The 20,893-nt window shown below is 69.3% G+C and carries 19 protein-coding genes; 13 read left to right on the top strand and 6 right to left on the bottom strand.

Annotated features, from left to right (window positions below):
* Window positions 1-24: 24 nt before the first annotated feature.
* A complete protein-coding gene (locus ACFSXZ_RS37295; RefSeq protein ID WP_378270870.1) occupies window positions 25-969 on the bottom strand; it encodes a GlxA family transcriptional regulator in 945 nt (314 codons plus the stop codon).
* 88 nt (window positions 970-1,057) lie between these two features.
* Here ACFSXZ_RS37295 and ACFSXZ_RS37290 point away from each other — a divergent pair, with 88 nt between their 5' ends.
* From ACFSXZ_RS37290 to ACFSXZ_RS37280, 3 genes are all read left to right on the top strand, one after another.
* Window positions 1,058-1,831, top strand: coding sequence for a carbon-nitrogen hydrolase family protein (locus tag ACFSXZ_RS37290; RefSeq protein ID WP_378270869.1), 774 nt, complete (start codon window positions 1,058-1,060; stop codon window positions 1,829-1,831).
* A gap of 138 nt (window positions 1,832-1,969) precedes the next feature.
* The gene (locus ACFSXZ_RS37285; RefSeq protein WP_378271058.1) at window positions 1,970-2,827 is read left to right on the top strand and encodes a RecB family exonuclease; all 858 of its coding nucleotides are present in this window, start codon (window positions 1,970-1,972) and stop codon (window positions 2,825-2,827) included.
* Complete coding sequence (locus tag ACFSXZ_RS37280) at window positions 2,824-3,153, top strand: hypothetical protein (RefSeq protein ID WP_378270867.1); 330 nt, start codon at window positions 2,824-2,826, stop codon at window positions 3,151-3,153. The genes ACFSXZ_RS37285 and ACFSXZ_RS37280 overlap by 4 nt, the downstream gene beginning before the upstream one ends.
* 66 nt (window positions 3,154-3,219) lie before the next feature.
* Here ACFSXZ_RS37280 and ACFSXZ_RS37275 read toward each other — a convergent pair whose 3' ends face one another.
* The 3 genes from ACFSXZ_RS37275 to ACFSXZ_RS37265 all read right to left on the bottom strand — a co-directional run bounded on the left by ACFSXZ_RS37275 (window position 3,220) and on the right by ACFSXZ_RS37265 (window position 7,203).
* The gene (locus tag ACFSXZ_RS37275) at window positions 3,220-4,101 is read right to left on the bottom strand and encodes an alpha/beta fold hydrolase (protein ID WP_378270866.1); all 882 of its coding nucleotides are present in this window, start codon (window positions 4,099-4,101) and stop codon (window positions 3,220-3,222) included.
* 58 nt (window positions 4,102-4,159) lie between these two features.
* Window positions 4,160-5,524, bottom strand: a complete 1,365-nt coding sequence (locus ACFSXZ_RS37270) for an Rv3212 family protein (protein WP_378270865.1) — start codon at window positions 5,522-5,524, stop codon at window positions 4,160-4,162.
* A gap of 137 nt (window positions 5,525-5,661) precedes the next feature.
* On the bottom strand, window positions 5,662-7,203 hold the full coding sequence (locus tag ACFSXZ_RS37265; protein WP_378270864.1) for a DEAD/DEAH box helicase: 1,542 nt from the start codon (window positions 7,201-7,203) through the stop codon (window positions 5,662-5,664).
* A gap of 405 nt (window positions 7,204-7,608) precedes the next feature.
* Here ACFSXZ_RS37265 and ACFSXZ_RS37260 point away from each other — a divergent pair, with 405 nt between their 5' ends.
* Window positions 7,609-8,256 carry a ferritin-like fold-containing protein gene (locus tag ACFSXZ_RS37260; RefSeq protein ID WP_378270863.1) on the top strand — a complete coding sequence of 216 codons (648 nt, stop codon included), beginning with the start codon at window positions 7,609-7,611 and terminating at the stop codon, window positions 8,254-8,256.
* 44 nt (window positions 8,257-8,300) lie between these two features.
* Window positions 8,301-8,531 (top strand): DUF3107 domain-containing protein, encoded by a 231-nt coding sequence (locus ACFSXZ_RS37255; protein ID WP_378270861.1) that lies wholly within the window; start codon window positions 8,301-8,303, stop codon window positions 8,529-8,531.
* A gap of 143 nt (window positions 8,532-8,674) precedes the next feature.
* On the opposite strand, the gene ACFSXZ_RS37250 is transcribed toward ACFSXZ_RS37255, so the two are convergent.
* Entirely contained in the window at window positions 8,675-9,418 is a 744-nt protein-coding gene (locus ACFSXZ_RS37250) for a TetR/AcrR family transcriptional regulator (RefSeq protein ID WP_378271057.1), read from the bottom strand.
* A 138-nt stretch (window positions 9,419-9,556) separates the two neighbouring features.
* On the opposite strand from ACFSXZ_RS37250, the gene ACFSXZ_RS37245 reads away from it, so the two are divergent.
* Window positions 9,557-10,480 carry an alpha/beta fold hydrolase gene (locus tag ACFSXZ_RS37245; protein ID WP_378270859.1) on the top strand — a complete coding sequence of 308 codons (924 nt, stop codon included), beginning with the start codon at window positions 9,557-9,559 and terminating at the stop codon, window positions 10,478-10,480.
* Here ACFSXZ_RS37245 and ACFSXZ_RS37240 read toward each other — a convergent pair.
* Window positions 10,416-11,048, bottom strand: coding sequence for a TetR/AcrR family transcriptional regulator (locus ACFSXZ_RS37240; RefSeq protein WP_378270857.1), 633 nt, complete (start codon window positions 11,046-11,048; stop codon window positions 10,416-10,418). The genes ACFSXZ_RS37245 and ACFSXZ_RS37240 overlap by 65 nt on opposite strands.
* An 87-nt stretch (window positions 11,049-11,135) precedes the next feature.
* Between ACFSXZ_RS37240 and ACFSXZ_RS37235 the strand changes: the two genes are divergently transcribed.
* The 7 genes from ACFSXZ_RS37235 to ACFSXZ_RS37205 all read left to right on the top strand — a co-directional run bounded on the left by ACFSXZ_RS37235 (window position 11,136) and on the right by ACFSXZ_RS37205 (window position 20,863).
* Window positions 11,136-12,131 (top strand): alpha/beta fold hydrolase, encoded by a 996-nt coding sequence (locus ACFSXZ_RS37235; RefSeq protein ID WP_378270856.1) that lies wholly within the window; start codon window positions 11,136-11,138, stop codon window positions 12,129-12,131.
* A gap of 83 nt (window positions 12,132-12,214) precedes the next feature.
* Window positions 12,215-13,315, top strand: a complete 1,101-nt coding sequence (locus ACFSXZ_RS37230; RefSeq protein ID WP_378270854.1) for a DUF3152 domain-containing protein — start codon at window positions 12,215-12,217, stop codon at window positions 13,313-13,315.
* Window positions 13,316-13,439: 124 nt separating this feature from the next.
* Complete coding sequence (moeZ, locus tag ACFSXZ_RS37225) at window positions 13,440-14,618, top strand: adenylyltransferase/sulfurtransferase MoeZ (protein ID WP_378270853.1); 1,179 nt, start codon at window positions 13,440-13,442, stop codon at window positions 14,616-14,618.
* Window positions 14,619-14,903: 285 nt separating this feature from the next.
* Entirely contained in the window at window positions 14,904-15,701 is a 798-nt protein-coding gene (locus ACFSXZ_RS37220; protein WP_378270852.1) for a TIGR02569 family protein, read from the top strand.
* A 316-nt stretch (window positions 15,702-16,017) separates the two neighbouring features.
* Window positions 16,018-18,033 (top strand): molybdopterin oxidoreductase family protein, encoded by a 2,016-nt coding sequence (locus ACFSXZ_RS37215; protein WP_378271056.1) that lies wholly within the window; start codon window positions 16,018-16,020, stop codon window positions 18,031-18,033.
* Entirely contained in the window at window positions 18,030-19,472 is a 1,443-nt protein-coding gene (locus tag ACFSXZ_RS37210; protein ID WP_378270850.1) for an FAD-dependent oxidoreductase, read from the top strand. Before ACFSXZ_RS37215 ends, ACFSXZ_RS37210 begins: the two co-directional genes overlap by 4 nt.
* A 14-nt stretch (window positions 19,473-19,486) precedes the next feature.
* The gene (locus tag ACFSXZ_RS37205) at window positions 19,487-20,863 is read left to right on the top strand and encodes a nitrate/nitrite transporter (protein ID WP_378270849.1); all 1,377 of its coding nucleotides are present in this window, start codon (window positions 19,487-19,489) and stop codon (window positions 20,861-20,863) included.
* Window positions 20,864-20,893: the final 30 nt, after the last annotated feature.

The raw sequence follows: 20,893 nt of genomic DNA, 5'->3' as shown, positions 1-20,893 counted from the left end.
GCCAACCCTTCCATGACGAGTGGCTCAGCGCGTCGTGGAAAAGCGTGCCCGGTAGGCGGCGGGGGTGAGCCCGACGTGCCGCAGGAACGCTCGCCGCAACGTCTCGTCGCTCCCGAAACCGCTTGCCTGAGCGGCGGAGGTCACCGCCACACCGGTCACGAGTAACCGCTGCGCGAGCTCTATCCGGGTCATTTCGACGAAGCGACTCGGCGGAAGTCCCAGCTCCTGGCGGAACAGGCGCGCCAGGTGCCGGGTCGACACGCCCGCCCGACGGGCCAGCGAGTCCACGGTGTGCTCGGCTGCCGGGTCGCCTGTCACGGCATCCAGGACGGTACGAAGGGGGCCGGTCCGCACGGCCGGAAGGGCCAGGCGCGTCGAGAACTGCGATTGTCCGCCGGGGCGTTGCATGAACACCACCAGCGAGCGGGCGACATCGCGGGCGAGCTGCGGGCCGTGGTCGTCCTCGACCAGCGCGAGCGCGAGGTCGATGCCGGCGGTCACCCCAGCGGAGGTGAAAACGGTACCGGCGCGGACGAAGATGGCATCGGGCTCGACAGTGACGGCCGGGTAGCCGCGGCGAAGCAGGTCGGCGTAGCGCCAGTGCGTCGTGGCGGCGCGATTGTCGAGGAGACCGGCTTCGGCCAGGAGAAAGCTTCCGGTGCAGATCGAGGCCACCCGGCCGGACACGCGTGCGAGCCGCCGCACCGTCGCCACCAGTACCGGATCGGCGACGGGCGGGCCGTCGGTACCGGGGACCAGCAGGGTGTCGTACCCGTGGCCGCCGGCGATTTCGTCTACCGCCAGCCGTACGCCGCTGGAGGTGCGGACGTCCTCGCCGCCCGCTCCGACCATCGAGATCTCATAGCGGCGCCGCCCCTGGTCGGCTTCGGTGAAGACCTGGACGGGCCCGGCCACGTCGAGCAATGTCATGCCGTCGAAGACCAGCGCACCCACGCGGTGGGTCGTCATCGCCCCCCGCTCGTCGATGTCCGGTTCTGAGGACTATACGTCCGATCGGACATTCCTCGGAGGGGCGCGGTAGTCCGAAGCTGGGCGCATGAGCGAAACCATGGACGTCACCGTCTGCCAGTTGGACTCCCGAGACGACCACCGGCCGGCGGGCATCGCGGCATTGACCGATCACGTCGCTCGTACCCGGTCCGATGTGGTCGTCCTCCCCGAGATGCCGTTCTCGCAGTGGCTGGCGGCCGCACCGGTCTGCGACCCGGCGCGCTGGCGGCGCAGCGTCATCGAGCACGACGAGTCCATCGCAGGGTTGGCCGGTCTAGGCGCGACCACGGTGGTGGCATCACGACCGACTCCGCGCCGGCGAAACGAGGCGTTCGTATGGTCGGCGACGACCGGAGCGGTGGGTGTCCGCGAGAAGTACTACCTCCCTGACGACGAGGGTTACTGGGAAGCCACCTGGTACGACCGGGGCGAGCGGCGTTTCGACTCCTGCCGCGTCGGTCCTGCCCGCACCGGTGTGCTGCTGTGCAGTGAACTCTGGTTCCTCGAATGGGCCCGGCACTACGCCCGCAGCGGGGTCGAATTGTTGTGCGTTCCGCGAGCGACGCCCTGGCAGACGCTGGACCAGTGGCTGGCGGCCGGACGAACAGCCGCTGTGTGCGCCGGGGCATATTGTGTTTCGTCCAACCACTGGGTGCCCTCCGGCTCCGGCATCGAGCATGGCGGAGCCGGCTGGGTGATCAGCCCCGACGGAGTCGTGCTCGCCGTCACCGACGAGAAGGAACCCTTCGCCACCGTCGAGATCGACTTGGACCTGGCCAGGAAGGCCAAACACACCTACCCGAGGTACGTCAAGGAGTGATGCCCCGCCCCAGCCGCACGCTGGGCGTCCTCCGTTGAACTGGAGGAAGGAGCGTTTACTACGGATAGTCCGTAGTAAACATTCCTTGCTGCCCTACCGGAGCGGTGAGTGTCGGTGGTGGTGCGTACGGTGGTGGCTGTGGAGCAACTGGGGTTCGAGTTCGAGGTGCAGCCGCGCCGGCTCACGAAGGTGAGTCCCGCGCGGCTCGCCACCTTCGACGACTGCCCGCGTCGTTACCGGATGGCCTATCTGGACAGGCCGACGCCCACGCGCACCGGTCCCTGGGCGCACAGCACGCTCGGTGCTGTGGTGCACAACGCCCTGCGCGCGCTCTTCGACCTTCCTGCCGCGAAGCGGACACCGGCACGTGCGGCCGCGCTGGTGTCCGAGCAGTGGAACGACGCCGGGTTCGCCGACGCGCGGCAGGCGGCCGTCTACCGCGAACGAGCGCAGGCCTGGATCGCCGACTACGTCGAACACAACGACGTCTCGGCCACTCCGATCGGTTTGGAGCGCTGGGTCTCCGCGCCGGTCAGCGCCGAGCCGGGGACGCCGGCGTCACTGATCATCGAAGGACGGGCGGACCGCATCGACGAACGGGGTCCCGAACTGGCGATCGTCGACTACAAGACCGGCCGCCGCGCGCCCGACGAGTACGAGGCGCGCGCTTCGCAGGCGCTGGCGATCTACGCGGTCGCCGCCGAACGCACGTTGCGGCGCCCGTGCCATCGCGTCGAACTGCACCACCTGCCGACCGGAACGATCGCGGCCGCCGAGCACACCGAGGCGAGTCTGCGCAGGCACTTGGCCCGCGCCGGGGAGACCGCCGAGGATCTCCGCGCGGCCACGGACAATCTGGCGGCGAACGGCGACCCGCAGGCTCTCTTCCCCGCTCGCCCGTCCGCGCGGTGCGGGTGGTGTGACTTCCGTCCCAGCTGCGCCGAGGGTCAGCAGGCCGCGCCGCCCACGAGATCATGGGAGTTGCTGGCGCCGTGACCGACGAGGACGTGGAGACCCGCCCGACGCGGACCGGACCGGAACGCACAAAGTTCGGGCGGCGTTGGCGTGGTTTCACCGGCTCTCTTGCCGTGGGGCTGGTGGCGCTCGCCGTCGTCGTGCTCGGTGCCGGGCTGGTTTCGGCGGCGGTCGGTGCGCCAGGCCCGGGAGTGGCCCCACTGTGTGCGCACCCGCTGGCCGCGATCCTCGCTTTGGCACTCCAGCGGCAGGCCGATCGCCGCGGCGGCCGGGTGGCCGCGGCGGCAGGAACGGGTGTCGTCGTGAGCGTGGTCGTCGTGCTGGTCTTCTTCTGGTGGTGGCCGTAGCCGCCCGTTTTTCGCGGAACAGGAAGGGTTTGCCCGGCCGCAGCCGGCGACGGCTATCGGGCGCCGCTATTCCGTAGTAAAGCCACCTTGCTCCCTATCGAGCCACGAGAGCCACGTCGGTAGCAGGACATCGAGGAGGCCGGCGGGGTTCTCCGTGTTCGGGGAATGGCCGGCGCCGCCGACGAGGGCGAACGGCGCGCCCAGCCGGGCCGCCATGTCGCGTTGGGACGGCACGCTCCAGGCGTCGTCCCACTCGCCTGCCACGACCAGGGCGGGCGTTCGACCGCTCAGACGTTCGGCCAGTGCGTCCACTCGGTCGGGTTCGCGGCGCAGGCCTTCGGCCATCCCGAGCAGGGCGAAGGGACTCGACGAGGTGAACCGCTGGCGGTGGAAGTCGTTCAGTTCGGCCGAAAGCGCGGACGACCGGGCGGTGACACGCTCGCGTACCGCGTACGCGGCGGTGAGCCCCTGTTCGCGCAGTAAGGGTTCGCCGAGGTCGAGCGCCTTGCGCCGGCTCCCCTCGGGCAGGGCACCCGGCCCGCTTCCCAGCAGCGTGAGTCCCCTGACCTCGGCGCCCGCCAGGACCGCGGCCCGCGCCACCAGGCCACCGAAGGAATGCCCCAGCAGGAGCACGGGATTCCCTTCCACCGCAAGGAGTTCCACCAGCTCCACGACCACCGCGCCGAGCGCGGCCGGGAGGTAGACGGATTCGTCGGGCGGTCCGGGCGACTCGAACTGGCCGGGCAGGTCTACGGCTACGGCGCGAAGCCCGGCGTCCGCGATGCCGTCGAGCAGTGGCGCGAAGTCTTCCTTTGAGCCTGTGTAACCGGGTACCAGGAGCACCGTCGCCTTGCCGGCAGCCGTGGTGCGGAGCGCGGCGATCCGGCTGTAGGGACCGGGTAGGTCGATTCGCTCCGCGGAGTGCGGCGTCAGTTGCGAAAAGATCATCGGTGTTCTCGCGGGAGTTTGACGCTGTGGTCACCTTGACAACCGCGCATAAGGGGTGTCATCGGAGCGCGACCACGGTGCCGCCGCGCTGCTCGAGCAGGACCGGGCCGAGCGAGGCCAGTCGGACCGGACCGGCATAACCGTGGCGGTCCACGCCGATGGTGCGGATCGTGGTGCCGTCGTGTTCGTTGAGCACGGCCAGGCCACCCTGGATGGGCACCACGAGCTGGTGGTCGTACACCACGCCCGGGCCGAGGGTGGACGCGAGTGTCCACTGTGGAATGAGAGTCTCCCTCGACAGCGCGATGAGTTTGGTGCCGGTGAACCAGTACACGTTGGAAAGGGCGGTCGAGGTGTCCGTCACGCCGCCGGGCGGGTCATGCGCGAGGTCCGAAGCCGGCAGATCCAGCGGGTAGGCCGACGCCTGTTCTCCCTGCGCACCGTAAAGCTCCAGCAGGTGCTGATCCGGCATCGCGACGGCGGCGAAGTCGCCCGACATCGCGACGAGTTTGGCGGAGTATCCCGGAAGAAGCGCGCTGAACACGACCTGCGGCTGGTCGAAATCCTTCGGCACGGCTCGCAGAACGGTGAGCCGGTCGCCGGATTCGCCCGGGCAGCGCTCGATCAGCCCGACGCGGCTCGATGCCGCGGCCACCGAGCCGTAGGTGCATCCGGTGCGCGGTTGCTTGCCCGGATTGACCAGCGCCGGAACCCGGCCGTATTCCTCGGTTTCCACCAGGTCGTCACGCCAGGTGTTGAGGAGAGTGGGGCCGAACGCGGTCACGTTCGAGCCGTCGGTGACCAGGCGGGTACCCAACTGGGCGCTGCCGGTCCGCTGAGCCGCTCGATGCCCGGTGTCCGGGTCGAGCAGGACGACTTCGCTGCATCCGCTTTCGTTGTTCAGACCGTCCTTGCGATACACGGCGAGCGCTCGTGACCAGGCCGTGCTCATCGTGCACAGCGGCAGATCCCGCGAGTAGCGCCAGCGCACCGCTCCGGTCAGCGGATCACGGCCTGCCACCTCGCCACCGGACGCGGTGACCACCGAAGTGTCCTCCGCGACCGGTACGGGTGTCGCCGCGCTGGGCGCCTGCCAGAGTTCGGTGAGCGAACCGGGCACGGTGTCCGGGGCGGCAGGCAGCGCCGGGCCGGGCGGCGCGGTTTCCGACACCGTCGCGCGGCTTTCACCGCGTGCCCAGACGAGCACGCCCGCGGCGACCGCGATCACCAGGAGCAGCACGCCCACGATCCGGTCCCGCGGGCGGGACCACGGCGATCGTCGCGCGCGGCGTGAACTTGTGGGCGGTACCGGCGCGTCGTGCCGGTTGGGTGTGTTCGGCCCCGGGCCCGCCAGCACGTCCTCGGTGCCGATCTCGGGCACGTCCGGCGCGCGATGCCGGCCCCCCTCCACGGGCTCGCTCACTGACTCTTCCGTTCCCTCATGGCCCTCAAGTGCGAATCCGAAGCCTCCAGCGCCCCGCGCGGCCGGTCCTTACCGAAGGAAGGAGCGTTTACTACGGACTATCCGTAGTAAACACCCCTTCCTGCCTTACGGGCTGCCTAGTCGCTGGACGCGGGGGTGTCCGGGGCGCCCACGCGGCGGCGCCGGCGGCGACGGGCAGGGCGTTCGGCGCCTTCGGCGCTCTCGCGTTCCGCGGGGGGAGCACTGGTGCTCCGGGCTGTGTCGGTGGCGGGCTCCGCCGCGGTGCTGTCGTTGGAGCCACCACCGCGGGTGCGGCGGCGCTTGCGAGTACGGGGAGGGGGTGAGTCCGAACGGCGGCGCCGGCCCAGTTTCTCCTCCGGCTCGGCGGCCAAGCCGGCCCGCGTGCGCTTGGCCAGCGGCAGCCTGCCGGTGGCGTCCGCCGGGATGCCGAGATCGCTGAACAGATGCTTCGAGGTCGAATAGGTCTCGACCGGTTCGGCGATGTCGAGGCCGAGCGCGTCCGAGATGGACTTCCAGCGCGCTTCCTCGTCCCAGTCGACCAGCGTGATGGCGACGCCTGTCTTCCCGGCCCGGCCGGTGCGGCCGATGCGGTGCACGTAGGTCTGCTCGTCCTCCGGCGTCTGGTAGTTGAGGACGTGGGTGACGTCGTCGACGTCGATGCCACGGGAAGCGACATCGGTGGCCACCAGGACGTCGATCTTGCCGGAGCGGAACGCCCGAAGCGCCTGCTCGCGTGCCCCTTGCCCCAGGTCGCCGTGCACCGCGGCGGCGGCGAAACCGCGCTCGGCGAGATCGTCGGCGATCTTCTGGGCGGTGCGCTTGGTGCGGGTGAAGATCATGGTGAGGCCGCGGTTCTCCGCCTGCAGGATGCGGGCGATCACCTCCGGCTTGTCGAGCGAGTGCGCCCGGTAGACGAACTGCCTGGTGCGTTCGTGTACCGCGCTCGCGTCGTTCTCTTCGGCCCGGATGTGCGTCGGCCGGTTCAAGAAGGTGCGGGCGAGGGTGATGATCGGACCGGGCATGGTGGCGGAGAACAACATGGTCTGCCGCTCGTCGGGCACCATCCGCAGGATGCGTTCGATGTCGGGCAGGAAGCCCAGGTCGAGCATCTCGTCGGCCTCGTCGAGCACCAGGGACCGGACCTTGCCCAGGACGAGTTGCCGCTGCTCGGCCAGGTCGAGCAGGCGGCCGGGCGTGCCGATCACCACGTCGACACCCTTACGCAGGGCGGAGGTCTGCTGCTCGTAGGGACGGCCACCGTAGATGGCCAGGGTGCGCACGCCGAGATGCTTGCCGGCTTCGGTGAGATCGTGGGTGACCTGGAGGCAGAGTTCACGGGTCGGCACCACGATCAGGGCCTGTGGCGTGCCGTCACCCGGGGTGGTCAGCCGCTGCAGGAGCGGGACACCGAAGGCCAGTGTCTTGCCCATGCCGGTGCGGGCCTGACCGATCAGGTCCTCGCCGGCCAGCGCCAGCGGCAGGGTGAGCGCCTGGATCGCGAAGGTGTGCTCGATGCCGGCCCCGTTCAGCGCCCGGATGATCTCCGGCCGCACACCGAACTCGGCGAAGGTGGGGTTTCCCGGAGTGACTTCGGCCGTCCGCTGTAGGGGGTGTGACGTGCCGGTTCCGGGCAGGTCGCTCTCGCTGTGCTCGAGCACCCTAGGATCGGATTCTGTTCTGTTGGGGGATGTACTTGCGGTCAGTGTGATCGCCTCTCTCGTACCAGCGCGCACAGCCTGGTCGGGTTCTCAGGCACTCGACCGCTCACACTCGTGGGTCGCGGGAATGCCGCTCACAAAGGCGTGCACGCACACTGTGTCATCCGTGAACGGTGGTGTCCAGCCGCTCACGCTATCCGTCTACGGGAGCGTTGTCCCTGCTAGGCGCCCTGCCGTTGTGACGGTAGCTTCGGTCAATACACCAAGGATTGTACCGCCCGTGCTCCGGGAGCAGGGTTTTTGGGTCTCGGTGTGTCTCGGGCGGCCCTGTCGGGCGCCAAGGTGCACGGGCCGGGTTCGTGCCAAACCACCCCTCGACGTGATCCTGCGGTTACGCTCACGGCCGTGACACGAGAGATCAGCGAAGGCGTGGTGGACCTGCTCGGCGTGATCGCCTACGGCGAGCTGTCGGCGTTCGACCGGCTGGCCGAGGACGCGCGCAGTGCGCCCACCCTGTCCGGGCGTGCCGCGCTGGCGTCGATGGCTGCCGCCGAGATCGGCCACTACGACCTGCTCGCCCGGTTCCTCGCCGAGCACGGCGTCGCGGTGGAGGACGCGATGACCCCCTTCGTCGAGCGGTTCGACGCCTACCATGCTTCGACCGCGCCGAAGTCGTGGCTGGAGTCGCTGGTGAAGGCCTACGTCTGGGACGGCCTGGCGGCCGACTTCTACCGCGAGGTGGCCAACTGGCTGGACACCCAGACGGCCGACCTCGTGCGGACCGTGCTCGCCGACACCGGGCACTCGGCGTTCGCCGAACGTGAGGTCGCCTCGGCCATCGCCGCCGACCCGAAGACACGGGACCGGCTCGCGCTGTGGGGCCGGCGTCTGCTCGGCGAGGGCCTGACCCAGGCGCAGTACGTGGCCGCCGAACGCGACGGTCTGGCCGAGCTGATCGTGTCCGGCTCGGGTGATCTTTCGGGAATCGCGGGGCTCCTCCGGAGGTTGCAGCAGGGGCACACCAAGCGGATGCAGGTGCTGGGACTCGGTTAGCCTTGACCTTGCACAAAGCTCTTCGAACCTGGCGGAGGTCGCACGTGGAGGTCAAGATCGGCATCAAGGACACGCCGCGCGAGCTGGTGGTGTCCAGCGGCCAGTCGGCCGAGGAGGTCGAGTCACTGGTCGCCAACGCGTTGAAGACCGATGACGGGGTGTTCCGCCTGACGGACGACAAAGGCCGCAAGTTCCTTATTCCGTCCGACCGCATCGCGTATGTGGAGATAGCCCCGACCGACGTGCGGAAGGTCGGCTTCGCCGTCGGAGCCTGACCGGCCGTCCGGAAGACCGGAACGGGCCTGGTGAGGGCTGGTCATCGGACGTAGTGGAGGAAGGTGTGTTTACTACGGATAGTCCGTAGTAAACACACCTTCCTGCAGTTCAAGCGCCCGCGTGACCGTCCTCGCCGGACAGCTCACCCCGCGTCCGGCTGTTCCGACCTGAGCTGTACGACCTTGTTCGCTTCTAGGGGCAGGTTCGGGTCGATGGTGATGTCGTACTCCCGCGCCAGGCCGTCGATCGCGGCCCAGATGATCCGGGTCAGGTACTCCACGACGGCGTCCCGGCTCATCGACCGCCGGTCGAGCCACCATTCGCCGGTGTTCTGCACCATGCCGACGATCCCGTACGCCCATGGTTCGGCCGCGCCGGAGTCCATGCCGAACATGCGCATGTAGTCGCCGAGCAGCGTGCTCAGTGCCGTCGCGATGAGTTCCTTGTCCTCGGCGACGACGTCGGAGTCGGCGGGCTTGCCGGCGAAGGTCCCGCGGGCCAGCAGACGGTAGAGGTTCGGATGTTCCTCGATGACGGCGAAGAAGGCGTCGAGCGCGGTCCGGATCCGTGGCACCGGGGCGAGTTCGGCGTTGATCGCCGGGACCAGCCGTGAGAACAGGATCTCGGTGCCGCGCCGGCCGAGCGCCTCGTAGAGGTCCGCCTTGTCCTCGAAATGCCGGTACAACACGGGCTTGGTGACTCCGGCGGCGGCGGCCACGTCCTCCATCGCCAGATCCGGGCCGTGCTCGTCGAGCGCCCGGAGCGCTGCTTCCACGAATTCCGCCCGGCGTTGGACGCGGTGCTTGCGCCACCGGTCCCGGCGAGCGTCGCCGGTGGGAGCGGCCCCGGCCTTCTCCCGCTTGACACGATCCGTCACAGCCGTGATGCTACCAGAGGTAACTGTTACCTCAAGTTACACACACTTTATTGGGAGCAAGGTGGCTTTACTACGGACTATCCGTAGTAAAGCCACCTTGCTCCCCTAACTCCTTCCCCGGCGGCGCGGAGATGTGGGAGGCACGTGATGAGTGGCCGTTTCGTCACCAGCGACGGGACCGCGTTGTTCGTGCGAAACTCCGGTTCCCCGGGCGAGTCACCGACGCTCGTGCTGGTCCACGCCTGGACGCAGGACCACACCGAGTGGGAACCGGTGCTGCCGCTGCTCCCGCCGGGAATGCGGGTGATCCGGTACGACCACCGCGGCCACGGCGGGTCGGGCCCGGCACGCCAGGGGACCGCGACCCTGGCCCAGCTCGCCGACGACCTCGCCGAGCTGATCGGCGAACTGGTGCCGTCCGGGGAACTGGTGCTGGCCGGACATTCGATGGGCGGGATGGCCGTGATGGCGCTGGCCGAGCGGCACCCGGAACTGGTGCGCGAGCGGGTGGCCGGCGTGGCGTTCATCGCCACTTCGTCCGCCAGCATGGACCGCCTGACGCTCGGCCTGAACGGCGCGGCCGGGCGGGCGGCGGCGCGTGCGGACAAGGCGCTCGGGCGAATGCTTTCCCGCTACGGCAAGGAGTTCGTGCCGGTGCCCGCGGTATTGGCGCGGCCCGCGATCCGGTGGCTGGCGTTCGGCAAGGGTGCCGACAAGGCCGGTGTCCGCGCCATGACCGGACAGTTCCTGCGGGCCCATCCCAGCAGTATCGGCGGCTTCCGCGACTCCATGTCCGGACACGACCGGCGGGAGGCGCTGGCGAGGCTACGGGACAAGCGTGTGGTGATTCTGGTCGGCGAACGTGACCGGATCACGCCGTTGCCCCACGCCAGGGTGATCGCGGAAGAGCTGCCCGAGGCCGAGTTCGTGTGTTACCCGGGAGCCGGGCACGAGTTGACCTACGAACGCACCCGGGAGGTCGCCGCGCGGCTGAGCGCGCTGCTGGTCACTGCGGCGGATGCTGGAGCGGGAAGCCGGCGCCGATCCCGCGCCAGGCAAGGGTCGCGGTGAGGGCGACCGCCTCCTCGCGGCTCATCGTGCTGTGATGCGACAGCCAGAACCGGGCACTGACCTGGCTGAGACCGACCAAGCCGACCGCCAGCATCATGGCCTTGTCCTCGTCGAGACCGGCGTCCGCGGTGATGGTCGCGGTGATCGCCTCCACGCTGTCCGAGGTCGCCCTGTCCACGGCCTCCTGGACCGCGGGCTCGCCGCGCAGGTCGGACTCGAAGATCATGCGATAGGCCCCGGTGTCGCCGTTGACGAAGTCGAAGAATGCGCCGACCGCGGCCTGGACGCGCTGCTTGTTGTCCGCGGTCGAGGCCAGGGCGTCACGCACCGCGCGGACCAGTGTGTCGACGTGGTTTTCCAGCAGCGCGATGTAGAGATCGAGTTTGCCGGGGAAGTGCTGGTAGAGGACCGGCTTGGACACACCCGCCTGCTCGGCGATCTCGTCCATCGCCGCGGCGTGGTACCCGTTGGCCGAGAACACCCGTTGTGCCGCGGCAAGCAGTTGCGCCCGCCGCTCCGTGCGGGGAAGCCGCACCCCCCGTTGCTGTGCCGGCGCGATCTCGGTCATGGTCCCCTCCTGCGTTGAACGATTCAAAGATTACTCGGCGGTACCGCCAAGTCGCCAAGTGCCGGGCCGCATAGGCATCCTGAACAAATGACGGAAACACGTCCCGGGACGCCTTCTGACCGGCAGACACCTCTCACTCACGTTCCGCTGTCGGCGAAGCCGTTGCCTGCCCTTGATCCGAAGCTGAGACCTTGGCCAGGGGAAACCGAGACGTTCGGCGACATCTCGGTCCATCTGCGGCGCACGCCCGGGGCCGCGGACGTGACGGTCGTCTATGTGCACGGTCTCGGGGGGTCGTCGACCAACTGGACGGACCTCGCCGCACTGCTCGCCCCGCACGGCCAGGGGATGGCCCTGGACCTGCCCGGCTTCGGGTTCTCCGAGCCTCAGCCCGGTTTCGACTTCAGTCTCGACGCGCACGCCGAGTTCCTCGGCCGGTTCGTCGAGCGACTCGACGAGGGGCCGGTCCACCTGGTCGGGAACTCGATGGGCGGGGCCATCTCACTCCTGCTCGCCGCCCGGCGCCCCGAACTGGTGCGCACGCTGACGCTGATCTCGCCCGCGATGCCCGACCGCAGGCCCGATCCGCGGCGGCTGTCCGATCCGTTGATGGCGCTGGCCTATCTGCCCTTGGTCGGTCGCCCGGTGCGGCGGAGGCTGGCCGCCTACGGGCCGCGGGAACGTGCCGAGCAGGTGATCCGCCTCTGCTACGCGGACCCGTCGGCGTTTCCCCCGCACCGGCTGGACGAACTCGCCGAGGAACACAGCGCGAGGGCCGCCTTCGCCTGGGCGAACCCGGCGCTGGCACGAAGCACGTTCGCCATCTTCCGGACCTGGTTCGCCCGGGGAACGGCTTCGCTGTGGGCGGTCGCACCGAAGGTGGATGTTCCCGCGCTCGTGATCTGGGGTACCGAAGACAAGGTGATCTCGGTGACCAGGGCCGCCCGCACGGCGAAGGCGCTTCGCCGGGCGCGGTTGCTGGTGTTGCCGAGGACCGGCCACGTCGCGCAGATGGAACGGCCGGTCGCGGTGGCGAAGGCGATTTTGGGCATGTGGGAGCGCGTCGAGCAGAATGACTGGTAAGGGCAATTCCGCAACCGAGCGTCAGATTGCGCTCACGCATGGTCCCCGTCAGGGGTGCTGCCGGTGTGTGGCACCCTGAGCGCGTGAACCGGGCGGCGAAGGATGGGCGGAAAGGCCGGGAGCGGGCCCACGACACACCCTCGGGCGAGCCGCGGCGCCGGATACGGCGGGGTGACGAGCAGCGGTACCAGCCGGGTGGCAGGCGCATCTCGGCGGACCCGCTGAGCGCCTCGTGGAAACCGGATCGGCAGGGAGCGCGCGAGGGCGGACCCCAGCGCGACAGTGGCTGGAGGCGGGTTGCCGGGATTTTCGGCTGGCGCGTCTACGTGGTGCCGCTCTTCCTCGTGGCGACCATTCTGGTGGTGATCAACACCACTCGTCAGCCCCCGCAAAACGGCTCCGTGACCCAGCCTTCCGCCGCGGGCACCGGCAGTGACGGTGGCGCCGTGGTGTCGGAGCGGCCCGCCGCGCCGGCGAACCTGAACATCCCGACGGCCGATCTCCCCCAGGGCGGCGCCTTCACCGAGACCGGGAAGGGCACCTGGCATGTGGTTCCCCTGGCCAAGAGCGGTGACAGTGGGAAGAAAGCCGGGACCGGGGCGCACTTCTACCGGTACACGGTGGAGGTCGAGGACGGGATAGACCCGTCCAGCTATGCCGGTGACGACGCCTTCGCGGCGGCCGTCGAGGGCATCCTGTCGGATCCCCGGAGCTGGATCGGCGCCGGTGACATCTCGCTGCAACGGGTGGATGGGACCGGCCCTGCCCCGAATTTCCGGGTGCGGCTGACCAGCATGAACTCGGCCACGAGACCGGACCTGTGCGGGTTCGGGATCCAGTACCCGACCTCGTGCTACGTCAAGGGCTTCGAGCACAGCGTGGTCATCAACCTGGCGCGGTGGGTGCGCGGCGCCAAGGCGTTCGGCGCCGACATGACCGGTTACCGACAGTACGCGATCAACCACGAGGTCGGTCACGCGCTCGGCCTGGGCCACGTCGGCTGCACGGACAACGGTGGGCCGGCGCCGGTGATGATGCAGCAGACCTTCGGCGTGAGCAACGACTACGTCGCCCAGCTCAACTCGGTGGACCAGTACAACAAGACGGCCGTGCCCGCCGACGGCAAGGTGTGCAAGCCGAACTCGTGGCCCGTGCCCGAACTCGGCGACCGCACGCCAGGCTGACTCCCAGGATCTGGGACGGCTGGGAAGACACAGGCCCTACGGTGTGTTGTGAACAGTCGGGGAAGCGAAATGCGAACACGGGCGGGGAAGCCGCCCTCGTACCCCGCGCGAGTATGGAGGAGCGATGTCAGGGACGCTGCCGCCGCTGGTCGAGCCCGCCGCCGAGCTGACCAGGGAAGAGGTGGCCCGGTACAGCCGGCATCTGATCATTCCGGATGTCGGGATGGACGGTCAGAAGCGGCTCAAGAACGCGAAGGTCCTGGTGATCGGTGCCGGTGGCCTGGGCAGTCCCGCGCTGCTGTATCTCGCCGCGGCCGGGGTCGGCACGCTCGGCGTGATCGACTTCGACGTGGTCGACGAGTCCAACCTGCAACGCCAGGTCATCCACGGGCAGTCCGATGTGGGCAAACCGAAGGCCGTCTCGGCGAAGGAGTCGATCGCCGAGATCAACCCGTTCGTCGAGGTCCGGCTGCACAACGAGCAGCTGACCACCGACAACGCGCTGGACGTGTTCCGTGACTACGACCTGATCGTCGACGGCACGGACAACTTCGCCACCCGCTATCTGGTCAACGACGCCGCCGTGCTGCTGGGCAAGCCCTACGTGTGGGGTTCGATCTTCCGGTTCGAGGGACAGGTCAGCGTCTTCTGGGAGGACGCGCCGAACGGCAAGGGCCTCAACTACCGCGACCTCTACCCCGAGCCGCCGCCTCCGGGCATGGTGCCCTCGTGCGCGGAGGGCGGCGTGCTGGGCGTGCTGTGCGCGTCCATCGGGTCGATCATGGTGACCGAGGCGATCAAGCTCATCACCGGCATCGGTGAGCCGCTGCTCGGGCGCCTGATCAGCTACGACGCGCTGGAGATGCGCTACCGCGAGGTCAAGATCCGTAAGGACCCGGAGACGCCGAAGATCACCCAGCTGATCGACTACGACGCGTTCTGCGGCGTGGTCAGCGAGGACGCGGCCGAGGCGGCGGCGGGGCACACGATCACCCCGGCCGAGCTGAAGGCGAAGTTCGACGCGGGCGAGGACTTCGAACTCATCGACGTCCGCGAGCCGAACGAGTACGAGATCGTCAACATCAAGGGCGCCAAGCTCATCCCGAAGGACCGGATCCTCTCCGGTGAGGCGCTCGCGGAACTGCCGCAGGACAAGCCGATCGTGCTGCACTGCAAGTCGGGCGCGCGCTCGGCGGAGGCACTCGCCGCGCTGCACCGCGCCGGTTTCCGGGACGCGACGCATCTCGGCGGCGGGGTACTCGCGTGGGCGAGGCAGATCGACACGAGCCTGCCGACGTACTGACGGCTCGGCGTTTTTAGCGAGCAAGGGGCGTTTACTCGGCCGGAGGCGGCAACGGTAGCGGCATCCAGGCTGAGCCGACCGCCGGAGGCTGCTGCATGCGGCCGGACATGCTTTTCGTCCGGCCGCCGATCGGGCACAGCTATCCGTAGTAAACGCCCCTTGCTTCGTAAACGGAGGCGGCCATGGTGGCTCCCTGGGGGTTTCCGCAGGTCAACGGTTGGGTGCGGGGCGTGATCGTGGTGCGAATCCGGCGACTTGCGCACTTTCAGCCGGTAATCTCGCCGCGTGTCCATCGCCCCGGGAGTCCGTGAGAGCCCGCCGGAGCGCGTACTCACCGCGTTCGGGGTCGCGGACGGGCCGGAGCGGTTGCCGGGCACATCCGTGTGGCGGTGTGGCGGGCTGGTGCTCAAGCAGGTGAGCGACCGGGCCCGCGCGGTGTGGCTGGCGCGCACGCTGCACCGGGTCGACGTTCCGGAGTTGCGCGTCGCCCGCCCGGTCCGCGCGAGCGACGGGCGGTGGATCGTCGGCGGCTGGGTGGCGAGCCGGTACCTGGAGGGCGGGCCCGAATACCGGAACGACCAGATCATCCTCGCCGCGCTGAAACTGGCGGGGGCTCTCGCGGACGAGCCGCGGCCCGGCTTTCGCCGTGACGACACCGCCGCGCTCGCGGATCGTATCGCCTGGGGAGAGGCGAACGTCGCGATCGAGGAAACCAAGGGCGGGCGCTGGTTCGAGGTTCTCGCGGTCGCGCGAAGACAGGTGCGGTTGCCCGACCAGGTCGTGCCCGGCGACCTGTACGGCACCGTGCTCTTCGACGGTCCGGCGCCGCCCGGGATCGTCGAGTTCGACCCCTACTACCGTCCCGCCGAATGGGGCGCCGCCGTCGCCGCGGTGGACGCGGTTTCCTGGGGCGGCGCCGATGTCGAGTTCCTCCGCCGCTGGTCGCACCTGCCCGAGTGGCCCCAACTGCTGCTGCGGGCACTACTGTTCCGGCTGGCCGGCCACGCGCTCGATCCCCGGTCCACGATCTCCGCCCTCGACGGGCTTCGCGCGGCCGCCAGCGCCGTGAGCGAAGTCCTGTGAGTGCGCCGCATCACCCCCACCCGTCTCCCACCACCACCCTCAACGGATGCCCTGCGGGCGGCGGTCCACATCCAGCGTCTCCCACCACCACCCTCAACGGACACGCTGCGCGTGGCGGTCACTTCTCACGGGCAGCGTCCGGGTAATACGCAAGCAATGTCAAACGCCTGAAACACGGCGCCATTTTCAGGTAACACGCCCTTCCTACCGTCGAACGAGTCGGAAGGAGGCGCGCGTGACGCTCGCTGCGGAACCCCGGACCGGGACGGGCACCCGGACGGACACGCACTGCCCCTACTGCGCGTTGCAGTGCGGGATGAGCCTCTCCGGGACCACGGTCGCGCCCAGGGACTTCCCGGCCAATGGCGGAGGTCTGTGCCAGAAGGGCTGGACCTCCGGCAGTCTGCTCACCTCGCCGGCCCGGTTGACCTCACCGCTCATCCGCGTCGACGGCGAACTCGTTCCCGGCTCCTGGGACGACGCGCTCACCCGGATCGTCCGTGGCATCACCGAAATCCAGTCACGCCACGGCAAGGACGGGGTCGCGATCTTCGGCGGTGGCGGCCTCACCAACGAAAAGGCCTATCTGCTGGGCAAATTCGCGCGGGTGGCGCTCGGCACCTCGCAGATCGACTACAACGGCCGGTTCTGCATGTCCTCGGCCGCCGCGGCCGGCACGAAAGCTTTCGGGGTCGACCGTGGCCTGCCCTTCCCCCTCACCGATCTCGGCGAGGCGGACGTGGTGCTGCTGGTCGGCGCGAACCCGGCGGAGACCATGCCGCCGTTCATGCAGCATCTCCGTCATGCGGCCGACACCGGGTCGCTGGTCGTGGTCGACCCCCGGCGGACCCCGACCGCGGAGCAGGCAAGTCTGCACCTGGCGCCCGCACCCGGCACGGATCTGGCGCTCGCGCTGGGCATCCTGCACGCGCTGGTCGCCGATGGCATGCTCGATTCATCCTATGTGGACACCCGAACGCAGGGGTTCGAAGCCGTGTGGCGGATCGTCGCCCGCTGGTGGCCCGAGCGGGTCGAGCGGGTCACCGGGGTCTCGGCGGCGGACCAGCGCCGGGTGGCCGTCCTGCTGGCCGAGGCGGGCAACGCCTACATTCTCACGGCGCGGGGCGCCGAACAGCACGCGAGCGGCTCGGACACGGTCAGCGCCTGGATCAATCTCGCGCTCGCCCTCGGCCTTCCGGGGCGCGCCGGCTCCGGCTATGGCTGCCTTACCGGCCAGGGCAACGGCCAGGGCGGTCGTGAACACGGTCAGAAGGCCGACCAGCTTCCCGGCTACCGCAAGATCGACGACCCGGCCGCGCGGGCGCACGTGGCGCGGGTGTGGGGCGTACCGGCCGACTCGTTGCCAGGTCCGGGCCGTTCTGCCTACGAACTCCTGGACGCGCTGGGCGGCGAGAACGGTCCGCACGGTCTGTTGGTGTTCGGCAGCAACGTCGTCGTTTCGGCGCCGCGCTCGGCGCACATCGCGGAAAAGCTGTCTACTTTGGACCTTCTGGTGGTGGCCGACCTGGTGCTGTCCGAGACCGCCGCGCTCGCCGATGTCGTTCTCCCGGTCACGCAGTGGGCGGAAGAAGACGGGACGATGACCAACCTCGAAGGGCGGATCCTGTTGCGTCGTGCGGCGATCGACCCACCCCCGGGGGTGCGGACCGATCTCGAAGTCCTCAACGAACTGTCGACGCGGCTCGGGCAGCCGCCGGAGCGGTTCTCCACCGACGCCGAAACCGTGTTCACCGAACTCCGCGAGGCTTCGAGGGGTGGTCTCGCGGACTACTCGGGTGTCAGCTACGAACGGCTTCGCGACGGTGAAGCCCTGTACTGGCCGGTGCCGGGCGACGATCACCCTGGCACGCCGAGGATGTTCCTCGACGCCTTCGCGCACGCCGACGGCCGCGCCCGGTTCGTTCCGGTCGACCACCGTGGTCCCGCGGAAACGCCGGACGCGGAATTTCCCTTGCACGCCACCACCGGACGTGTCCTCCAGCACTACCAGTCCGGCGCGCAGACGCGGCTGATCGCCGAACTCAACGAGACCGTGCCGGAGGCGTACGTGGAGGTCCATCCGGAGACCGCCGCGCGGTCCGGCCTCGCCGACGGCGACTGGGCGAAGGTCGTTTCCCGTCGTGGCGAGACCGTCGCGCGGGTACGGCACACCGCGTCGGCACGGCCGGACGTGGTGTTCCTGCCCTTCCATTTCCCGGGTGCGCAGCGCGCGAACCTGTTCACCAACCCGGCGCTCGACCCCACCAGCCGGATGCCGGAGTTCAAGGTCTGTGCCGTCCGGCTCGAGAAGGCCGGGGGTGCTGCACGATGACGCGGCGGGTGGTGGTGGTCGGTTACGGCATGGCGGGCGCGCGCCTGGCCGACGAGATCCGTGCCCGTGACCCGCACGGTGAGCGGGTCTCGCTGACCGTGATCGGCGCGGAGCGGCACGCCGCCTACAACCGGATCCTGTTGTCCGCCATCGTCGCCGGGACGATGCGCCCCGAACTGGTGCGGTTGCACGACGAGGAGTGGGCGTCCGCGCACGGCATCGACCTGAGGACCGGCGCCGATGTCACGCGGATCGACCGGGCGGCCCGCCTGCTCCATCTGGCGGACGGGTCCACTGTGGACTATGACGCGCTCGTGCTGGCCACGGGCAGCAGGCCGTGGCTTCCCCCGGTCGAAGGTCTCACGCTCGACGACGGGAGCCCGTCGCCCGGTGTGGTGACCTTTCGTACGCTCGACGACTGCGATCGCATCCTGGCCGGGGCCAGGGCCGGCGCGCCGGTGGCGGTGCTCGGGGGAGGCCTGCTCGGGTTGGAGGCGGCTCGCGGGCTCGCCGGGCGAGGACAGCTCGTGACCGTGGTGCATCCCGCCGGTCACCTGATGGAACGGCAGCTCGATTCCGGCGCGGGTCAGGTGCTCGCACGGGCGCTCGGCGAACTGGGCATCGACTTCCGGGTCGGCACGGGCGCTGCCCGCTACGTGCCCGGTGACGGCCTGAAACTCGACGACGGCAGCACCGTGCCCGCCGACCTGGTGGTGGTTTCGGCGGGTGTCCGGCCCGCGACGGCGCTGGCGGAGGACGCCGGGCTGATCGTCGACCGGGGTGTGGTCGTGGACGACGCGCTGCGCACCAGCGACGGCCGGATCCATGCCATCGGCGACTGCGCACAGCATCCCGGCACCGTGTCCGGCCTGGTCGAGCCCGCCTGGCAACAGGCCGCGGCGCTCGCCGACCTGCTGACCGGAAACGACGTCTCCGCGCGCTATCGCGGAACGAACGTCGTCACCAAACTCAAGGCCCGAGGTATCGAACTGACCGCTTTGGGAGACGCGCACACCGAGGTCGGAGATCCCGGCGCCGAGGTGTTGTGCCTGACCGATCCGTCTCGTGGCCGCTACGCGAAACTCGTGGTCCGCTCCGACCGCGTCACCGGTGCGATCCTGCTGGGCGTGCCGGACGCCGCGGCCACCATCACCCACTACTTCGACCGTGGGGTCCCCGTCGCCGGTGACCGCCTGGCACTCCTGCTCGGGCGGGCGCTGCCCTCCGGCGCCACCTCCGCGACCAGTCCGGCGGACCTGCCGGCCGCGGCGGTGGTGTGCCGGTGCAACTCGGTGACCAAGGGCCGTCTGGTCGAGGCATTCCGCGCCGGAGCGACGAAAACAGCCGAGCTGGCCTCGGCGACCAAGGCAACAACGGGCTGCGGCAGTTGCCGGGACGCGGTGTGTGGCATCGCGGACTGGCTGGCCGAGACCTCCTGACCGCAAGGAGCATGATGACCACGACCACCGAAGCCGCGCCGCACCGCGGCCGGCGCTGGATAGAGCACTGGGACCCGGAAAACGCCGATTTCTGGGCATCGACCGGAAAGAAGATCGCGAACCGCAATCTGTGGTTCTCCATTTTCACCGAGCACATCGGGTTCTCCATCTGGAGCCTGTGGTCGGTCATGGTCCTTTTCATGGGGCCGAAATACGGTCTGTCCGTCGGTGACAAGTTTCTGCTGACCTCGACGCCGACCCTGATCGGTTCGTGCGTGCGGATTCCCTACACCTTCGCGGTGGCGCGCTTCGGTGGCCGCAACTGGACCGTGGTCAGCGCGCTGTTGCTGCTCATCCCGTCGATCGGCGCGGCCATCGTGATGAAGCCCGGCACACCGCTGGGCGTGTTCCTGGCCGTCGCGGTGCTCGGTGGTTTCGGCGGCGGGAACTTCGCCTCGTCCATGACGAACATCAACACCTTCTTCCCGGAGAAGGCCAAGGGCATGGCGCTCGGCCTCAACGCGGGCGGCGGCAACATCGGCGTGGCCGTGATCCAGCTCGTCGGCCTGCTGGTCATCGCCACCAGCGGCACCACGTCACCGCGGATCGTGCTGGCCGTCTACATCCCGCTGATCGTGGTCGCGGCGCTGTGCGCGGCGCTGTTCATGGACAACATCGCCTCGGTGCGCAACGACAAGAAGGGCATGCGAGAGGTCATGAAGGACGCCCACTCGTGGGTGATGTCGTTCCTCTACATCGGCACCTTCGGCTCCTTCATCGGATACAGCTTCGCCTTCGGCCTGGTGCTGCAGAACCAGTTCGGCCGCACGCCGTTGCAGGCGGCGTACGTGACGTTCCTCGGGCCGCTGCTGGGCTCGGTGTCGCGGCCGGTCGGCGGGTGGCTGTCGGACCGGCTGGGCGGCGGACGGGTCACCTTCTGGAACTTCGTCGGAATGGCCGTGATGACGGTGCTGCTGATCGTCGCCTCCGAGCAGAAGTCGCTGGCGATGTTCACCGCCGCGTTCATCGTGCTGTTCGTGCTGACCGGGATCGGGAACGGCTCGACCTACAAGATGATCCCCGCGATCTTCCGCGCGAAGGCGAAGGCGGCGATCGAAGCGGGCGCGGACGAGGCAGCGGAACTGCTCAACGCGCGCAAGCTTTCCGGTGCGCTGATCGGCTTGGCCGGTGCGATCGGGGCGTTCGGCGGTCTGCTGATCAACCTGGCCTTCCGGCAGTCGTTCCTCAGCACCAAGAGCGGAGTCTCCGCCTTCGTCGGGTTCCTGGCGTTCTACGGCGTGTGCTTCGTGGTCACCTGGGTGGTCTACCTGCGGAAATCATCGGCACCGGTCAGCGAGAAGGGACTCGCGCTGGCCGGCGCACAGGTCTGATCCGGACACCGGAGCAGCGGACAAGGAGGG

It is taken from the genome of Amycolatopsis pigmentata (assembly GCF_042684065.1).
Classification (GTDB): Bacteria; Actinomycetota; Actinomycetes; order Mycobacteriales; family Pseudonocardiaceae; genus Amycolatopsis_E; species Amycolatopsis_E pigmentata.
The sequence above is the reverse complement of the archived record's forward strand: the minus strand, read 5'-3'. Positions and strand labels throughout refer to the sequence as shown.

What these genes read in the sequence shown, in the direction of transcription:
- ACFSXZ_RS37295 (WP_378270870.1), bottom strand. Translation starts at nt 969, where the DNA reads ATGACGACCCACCGCGTGGGTGCGCTGGTCTTCGACGGCATGACATTG.
- ACFSXZ_RS37275 (WP_378270866.1), bottom strand. Translation starts at nt 4,101, where the DNA reads ATGATCTTTTCGCAACTGACGCCGCACTCCGCGGAGCGAATCGACCTA.
- ACFSXZ_RS37215 (WP_378271056.1), top strand. Translation starts at nt 16,018, where the DNA reads ATGAGCCTCTCCGGGACCACGGTCGCGCCCAGGGACTTCCCGGCCAAT.
- ACFSXZ_RS37235 (WP_378270856.1), top strand. Translation starts at nt 11,136, where the DNA reads ATGACGGAAACACGTCCCGGGACGCCTTCTGACCGGCAGACACCTCTC.
- ACFSXZ_RS37290 (WP_378270869.1), top strand. Translation starts at nt 1,058, where the DNA reads ATGAGCGAAACCATGGACGTCACCGTCTGCCAGTTGGACTCCCGAGAC.
- ACFSXZ_RS37240 (WP_378270857.1), bottom strand. Translation starts at nt 11,048, where the DNA reads ATGACCGAGATCGCGCCGGCACAGCAACGGGGGGTGCGGCTTCCCCGC.
- ACFSXZ_RS37205 (WP_378270849.1), top strand. Translation starts at nt 19,487, where the DNA reads ATGACCACGACCACCGAAGCCGCGCCGCACCGCGGCCGGCGCTGGATA.
- moeZ (WP_378270853.1), top strand. Translation starts at nt 13,440, where the DNA reads ATGTCAGGGACGCTGCCGCCGCTGGTCGAGCCCGCCGCCGAGCTGACC.
- ACFSXZ_RS37210 (WP_378270850.1), top strand. Translation starts at nt 18,030, where the DNA reads ATGACGCGGCGGGTGGTGGTGGTCGGTTACGGCATGGCGGGCGCGCGC.
- ACFSXZ_RS37245 (WP_378270859.1), top strand. Translation starts at nt 9,557, where the DNA reads ATGAGTGGCCGTTTCGTCACCAGCGACGGGACCGCGTTGTTCGTGCGA.